This is a genomic window from Thalassospira xianhensis MCCC 1A02616, from assembly GCF_003326475.1.
GTDB classification, from domain to species: Bacteria; Pseudomonadota; Alphaproteobacteria; order Rhodospirillales; family Thalassospiraceae; genus Thalassospira; species Thalassospira xianhensis.
On the sequence record NZ_JPWA01000048.1, the window covers coordinates 21,252 to 27,620 of the forward strand.

General features: G+C 55.5%; 8 protein-coding genes. 7 read left to right on the top strand and 1 reads right to left on the bottom strand.

Annotated elements, in window-relative coordinates; genetic code table 11:
• Positions 1-208 precede the first annotated feature (208 nt).
• The 3 genes from TH5_RS23210 (at position 209) to TH5_RS23220 (ending at position 2,237) form a co-directional block, all read left to right on the top strand.
• Entirely contained in the window at positions 209-997 is a 789-nt protein-coding gene (locus tag TH5_RS23210; protein WP_147250174.1) for a hypothetical protein, read from the top strand.
• A gap of 84 nt (positions 998-1,081) precedes the next feature.
• Positions 1,082-1,603, top strand: coding sequence for a hypothetical protein (locus TH5_RS23215; RefSeq protein WP_114123875.1), 522 nt, complete (start codon positions 1,082-1,084; stop codon positions 1,601-1,603).
• A gap of 355 nt (positions 1,604-1,958) precedes the next feature.
• Positions 1,959-2,237, top strand: coding sequence for a tyrosyl-tRNA synthetase (locus TH5_RS23220; protein WP_114123876.1), 279 nt, complete (start codon positions 1,959-1,961; stop codon positions 2,235-2,237).
• A gap of 65 nt (positions 2,238-2,302) precedes the next feature.
• On the opposite strand, the gene TH5_RS23225 is transcribed toward TH5_RS23220, so the two are convergent.
• Positions 2,303-3,424, bottom strand: a complete 1,122-nt coding sequence (locus tag TH5_RS23225; protein WP_244205019.1) for a PA0069 family radical SAM protein — start codon at positions 3,422-3,424, stop codon at positions 2,303-2,305.
• Between the two features lie 192 nt (positions 3,425-3,616).
• Here TH5_RS23225 and rfbB point away from each other — a divergent pair, with 192 nt between their 5' ends.
• The 4 genes from rfbB to TH5_RS23245 form a co-directional block, all read left to right on the top strand.
• Positions 3,617-4,672, top strand: coding sequence for a dTDP-glucose 4,6-dehydratase (rfbB, locus tag TH5_RS23230; RefSeq protein ID WP_114123884.1), 1,056 nt, complete (start codon positions 3,617-3,619; stop codon positions 4,670-4,672).
• A 113-nt stretch (positions 4,673-4,785) separates the two neighbouring features.
• The gene (locus TH5_RS23235; RefSeq protein ID WP_114123878.1) at positions 4,786-5,418 is read left to right on the top strand and encodes a LysE family translocator; all 633 of its coding nucleotides are present in this window, start codon (positions 4,786-4,788) and stop codon (positions 5,416-5,418) included.
• A 114-nt stretch (positions 5,419-5,532) separates the two neighbouring features.
• Positions 5,533-6,060, top strand: coding sequence for a TetR/AcrR family transcriptional regulator (locus TH5_RS23240; RefSeq protein ID WP_114123879.1), 528 nt, complete (start codon positions 5,533-5,535; stop codon positions 6,058-6,060).
• On the top strand, positions 6,057-6,369 hold a 313-nt coding region (locus TH5_RS23245; protein WP_341866636.1), incomplete at its 3' end, for an MFS transporter. The genes TH5_RS23240 and TH5_RS23245, both read left to right, overlap by 4 nt.

Consider the following 6,369-nt stretch of genomic DNA (forward strand, 5'->3'; position numbering starts at 1 on the left):
GTGCCTTTGGTGGGGCCGGGCAGCATCGCGGTGACGGTGCGGTCTGAAATCTTGCAGTGAAATCATGGTGCTGCGCGAAGGCCTGTTTTGTCGAGGGGTTTTTGCGAAAACATTGTGTGTATAATATGATACATATTTTTGTAATTGATGTTGATGTATGTACGAAATGTATGATATCCCCTTGGCCCAAATTGGGGGTGAAAGAAACTTGGCTGCTGTTATTCATGTCAAACTGACGGGCGAAGGTGATTTCGGGCCGGTGGATCTCGAATGTGCGATCCCGCCTGCGCGCCTGCCTTTGGTGATGGCGGCCCTGTTTGGTTCTCCGACCAGTTTGCGGGCGGCTGCAGCACCGGGCGGCGGCGCGGTTGATCATGGGGCAGCGTCTTCTTCAGGGGCTTCGATGTCGGCTGCTGTGTCTCCTGCTATATCCCCTGCGGCATCATCTCCGTCTGCGCCATCTTCGTCATTCGGGCCTGGTGGCTCTTTGCGGGAAATGCCTGCTGGCGGGCAATTCCCTGTAACGGCGCGATCGGATCGATCCGGCCCGGCTCTTTCTCCGGCACGCCTGACTGAAGGCACACCTGCATCGGAGAGCGCACCGGGGCAGGTGGCCGGGCAGGCCATCGGGCGCGATTTGGGTGGGGCTGATTTGGTTGGCGATGGTACTGCGGATGCGATTGATCCGGCGAATTTCCTGATTGGATATATCGGAAGTCTGGGCGATCTGATTGCCCGGCTGCAGCCGCGTGGCTTTGCCGAAAGCATCCTGATTGCCGCGATCTGGCTGCATTATCGCGATGGGCGCAGCTTTGTGACGCGTGATGATATCCGGCGGTTGCTGCGGCGGCAGGAACATCTGCGCATGCCAAAGAATTTCGGTCGTGATTTTCATACCGCAATCACGCGGGGCTATATCGAACCGGTGGACGAGGATGGGGGATTTGCCGCCACCGGAACCGGCTATCAGTGGTTCCGTGATGCTTGTATTAAATGATACAAAAAGTCGATAAAGTGGTTGACGTGATGTATCTATAATGTATCATTCTTGACGTGGGACAAGAAAACAGGCGGGGACAAAATGCGGGAATGGGAAGTACGGACAAGCTGCAGGGTCTGGCGCGGGCGATATGTGATCCGTGGGGGCGTTGATCGCATTGCCAATGATATCGTCACCCTGCAGCAAAGCCGCTTTCCGGGGATTGAAACCGGCAAGGTTTCTCTTCGGGTTGTGACCATGGCGGTAATGGCGGTTCTGGCCGAGGAATGCTGCGAAGACGGTGTGACGGCAGCGGAACTTTCCTTTTTGCTGACCACGTGCCTTGGCCGTCCGATTTCACCGGCCCGGATCGAACGCGAAATGGAAACGCTTTCGGGGCTGGTATGGTCGGGGCCATGGGGGGCGGAAACGCTTTATGTTCTTGAAAAGCGCGGCCTTCGCTTTTTTGAAAGTGCCCGCATGATGGCGATGAACGATACCGACGCCCAAAGCAAGGATTTGACAGAATATACAGGCGCGGAGGAAGGCGGGGTTTTGCCGAAGATCGATCCGTCGATCGCAGCAAGCCCCGCCCCACACGCCCGGTACCGGGTGGTGGGATAGTCCCCGGCTTTGACCTGCTTTTGATCAGCACCCGCCTAACGGCTTTGCCTGGGCGGGTGTTTTGCTGTTTGTGGTGTCTGTTTTGATGCGGGGCTAAAGCAATTACATCTGCCCGTTGGCATTCGGGCGATCAAAGCCGCTGCAATCAGGGTTGACCTGACAGCATAAGGTACGTAATGATTTGAAGATGGAAAACATTGTTACGCATCAGAACGCCTATTTTACGTCGTGCACATAGCGCGGCGCCTGTTGATGTGTTTGTAAATTAAACCAAGACCGGCTGCCCCAGGGCGGCCTTTGTTTTTTCCATAAACCGGTTTGCCCGAGGTGGCCCCACCAACAAGGAAACCGGAAAATGACCCATATCTCCCTTGCTGATCGCATGCCGACACTTGATTTCACACCCAATGCCCTGAAAGACGGGATCGGGGTGGTGCCGCTTATTCTGATGGCGGGGTTTGCCGATACCATTGCGGCGGCGAGCGAGCTGGTCGCAAATGGTGCTGTCATGATCGAGGACAAACAGATTGTGGATCCTGATCATCATATCCTTAGTTACGCATTTGATGATGGCGAAGTATTGCGCCTTACCGTTGGCGGTCAAAGGACGATGCTGATCCGTCGTGCAGATTGATCGGGTTGGTGTGTGCCGGTCGCGCGAGCAGGGCTTGGGGGCGAGGGGCGATGTTGCTGGTGATCTCAGAACAGCGACATTTGCCCGTTCGCATTCGGGCGGATAAAGCCGCTGCAATCAAGGTTGAGCGACCGGCCGGTCATGCCGTGTTTTTTGCGTGCGGCATCAAACCGCCTGGCGATCAGATCGGCAATCGGGCCGGTGCCGCGCATGCGGGTGCCAAATTCGGATTGGTAACGTTCGCCGTCGCGCATCTGGCGGATCAGCGACATGACCTTTGTCTTGCGGTCGGGATAATTGGCTTCGAGCCATTCTTCGAACAGATCGGCGATTTCAAGCGGCAGGCGGACGACGATGTGCGATACGGACGTTGCCCCGGCATTACGCACCGCCGCGACCAGATTTTCGATTTCCATGTCATTGAGGCCGGGAATGATCGGCGCGCACAGGGCCGTGACCGGAATGCCGGCATCGGCAAGTTTGCGAATGGCATCAAGCCGACGGTGCGGGGCGGAAGCACGCGGTTCGAGAAGGTTGGATAATCTGTGATCAAGGCTTGTGACTGATACCGCGACAGATGCACGCTTTCTGGCGGCCATTGGCGCGATCAGGTCGATATCGCGGGTGACAAGGGCACCCTTGGTGATGATCGAAAAGGGATGCTGGCAATCGCCAAGCACCCTGATGATGGATCGGGTCAGTTGTTTTTCACGTTCAACCGGCTGATAGGGATCGGTGCTGGTGCCGATCACGATGGGGGCGGGCATATAGCTTTTGGCGGCAAGCTGTTTGCGCAACAGCGCCGGGGCATCTGGTTTCCAGAACAGCCTTGTTTCAAAATCCAGTCCCGGCGACAGGCCGAGATAGGCGTGTGTCGGTCTGGCAAAGCAATAGATACAGCCATGTTCACATCCGCGATAAGGATTGATTGAGCGGTCAAACGGCACGTCCGGGCTTTGATTTTTGGTAATCACGCTGCGCGCACCATCAATGCCAAGGGTCGTGCGGATGCGCGGCGCGTCCTGATCTTCCATCAGGCTGGTCATCCAGCCGTCATCGACCGGTTGATGGTGAAGTCGTTCAAACCGGCCATCCATATTTGAGACAGCGCCACGGCCCTTGCGGGCACGATTGGGCAGAATGTCGGTATCGATTGCCGGATCGGTCCAGCCATCGCCGGGTAGCAAAGAGGGATCCTGTTCCCGAATATGGATGTTGGAATGACGCATATCCGGAATATAAAGAACAAAATAGGAACATTCAAGCGATTTCAGATACCGAACCCGGACTGAGCGGTCATGCAGTCTGCCTTTTCCGGGCCATTTTTCGATGTTTTTCTATCGGATAAGAAAAAGACGAACAGGATAAAGGTGTTAGCAATGCGCGTCATGGTGACTGGCGGGGCGGGATTTATCGGATCAGCCCTGTGTCGTTATCTGGTTCTTGAACGTGGCTGGGAAGTGCTTAACCTCGATAAACTGACCTATGCCAGCGATCTGCGCAGTCTTGATACCATAGACCATCTGCCAAATTATCAATTCATCAAGGCAGACATTGCCGATCCGCTTGCGGTTGCGGCGGCCCTTCATGATTTTGGTCCGGATGCGGTCATGCATCTGGCGGCGGAAAGCCATGTTGACCGGTCGATTGACGGGCCGGGGGCATTCATCAACACCAATATCGTCGGGACTTATCACTTGCTCGAAGCGGTGGCCGTTTACTGGCGCGGTCTTATGCCGGATGACCGGGAACGGTTCCGGTTCCATCACATATCGACCGACGAGGTTTACGGATCGCTTGGCCCCGATGATGGCCTGTTTACCGAGCAAAGTCCGTATCGGCCCAATTCCCCCTATGCCGCAAGCAAGGCATCATCGGATCATCTGGTGCGGGCGTGGTGCCATACCTATGGCCTGCCGGTGGTGATCAGCAATTGTTCAAACAATTATGGCCCGTTCCAGTTTCCCGAGAAATTCATCCCGCTGATGACCATCAATGCCCTGCGTGGCAAGAAATTGCCGGTTTATGGCGACGGCCACAATATCCGTGACTGGCTGCATGTTGATGATCATGCGCGTGCGCTGGCGATGATTGTCGAACAGGGCCGGGTCGGGGAAACCTATAATGTCGGCGGGCGGAACGAGGCGCGCAACATCGATATCGTGCGCCAGATATTCGATCTGGTATGTGAACTGGCCGAGGATGTCCCTGTTACGAAATTTGACGATATTGTTGAATTTGTTGCCGACCGTCCGGGGCATGATCATCGTTATGCGATTGACGCGACAAAGATCGAAACCGAGCTTGGCTGGAAAGCGACGCACGATATCGCATCGGGCCTGCGCGAGACGGTGCAATGGTATATCGACAATCGCGACTGGTGGCAGTCGATCCTTGATCACAGATACGATCTGCAACGGTTGGGGCAGGGCTGATTTGACCTGCTTTTGCGGTTAAGGGCACGCGATGTATCGGTACAATCGCGCGCTTGCCGGTTTTTACAATCCATCTATAGTTTCGTGGCCACCCTTTTTATGGAGCCACGCCGATGGATTGGACACAGTTTATCAGCTTCACACTTGTTACGGCCCTTCTGGTGATGTCGCCGGGGCCCAATGGCGTTCTGATTGCCAAAACCGTTCCGACATCCGGCCGCGCGGCAGGTTTTGCCAATGTTGCCGGTTTCGTGACCGCCTTTTACCTGCATGGCACATTGTCGATTTTGGGGATTTCGGTGATCCTGGTGCAGTCGGCACAATTGTTCATGATGGTGAAGATTGCCGGTGCGGCATATCTTTGCTGGGTCGGGTTCAAGGCGCTGCGCGAGGCATGGCGCGGGGTTAAAACCGTTGCCGAAGTGGCCCCGGCCAAACGCCGCAGAACGCTTTTGGTGGCGTATGGCGAAGGGTTCCTGACCAATGCGCTTAATCCCAAGGTATCGATTTTCTATCTTGCGGCATTTCCGCAATTCATTCCGGTCGGCGAGGGCGCGATTACATCGGCCTTCATGCTGGTTTGTGTGCATGCCAGCATCAATATCATCTGGTTTTCGACCATGATCATTCTGTTGTCGCGCCTGACCGGGATGGCACGCAATGGATCGTTCCAGCGCGCGTTAAAAGCCGTGACCGGCAGCGTGTTTATTGCGTTTGGCATCAAGCTTGCGATGTTCCGGCCTTAACGGCGTTTCATGCGCTGAAATCGTGACTGGTTGCCGTGTCGGGTTGTCTTGCAGGGAAAACCGGCAGGGGCTGCTTGTGTTGACAGTGTAAAACGATCGTTTTACACTGTGCCCATGGATATCAAGACAAACCTTATTGCAACGGCCGAGCGGCTTTTTGATCGTAATGGCTTTAGCGCAACCGGCATGGATCGGCTGACGCAGGAAGCGGGTCTTTCCAGTCGCACACTTTACAAACATGTCGGTAGCAAGACAGCGCTTATGGCGCTGGTGCTTGGCGCGCGCGAACGGCGTTTTATGGAACGCCTTGATGTGCAGAGCGTTGATGAAATCTTTGACGTGCTGGGACAATGGACACGTGATGAAGGCGGGCGTGGATGCCTGTTTTTGCGAAGCTACGGTGAAACCGGGGGTGACATCCCGGAAATTGCCAATGTTGTCCTGACGCACAAAGACGCAACCAGAGCCAAAATTGCCGAAATCGTTCAGCGTGATCTGGGGGCCGGGGATCATGGGGAACTGACAGAACAGATTTTGGTTTTGTTTGAAGGGGCGGTGGCCGCTGCGGTTTATCGCGGGATGGATGCCATAAGTGCCGCACGCAAGGCTGCGGCCATTCTTGTTGCACAGGCGCGTTCATGAAGCCCGATTTCAAACCTGCCATCAGCCCGGCGGTTCAGATTGGTCTTGTCGGCTTTGCGCTGATTGCCATTTGTTATGGTTTTGCCCGATTTGCCTTTGGGCTTCTGTTGCCGCAAATCGATGCGGAATTGTCACTTGGTCCGACGGTTTCCGGCGTGATTTCCGGCGGGTCATTTTTGGGCTATTGCCTGTTCATTATTATTTCTGCGATTGCGACCGAACGCTTCGGCCCCCGTGTGGTTGCGACGGCGGCGGCATGTGTTGCCGCGGTCGGCATGGCAGGGATTGCCGTCGCGCCGGATGCGGTCT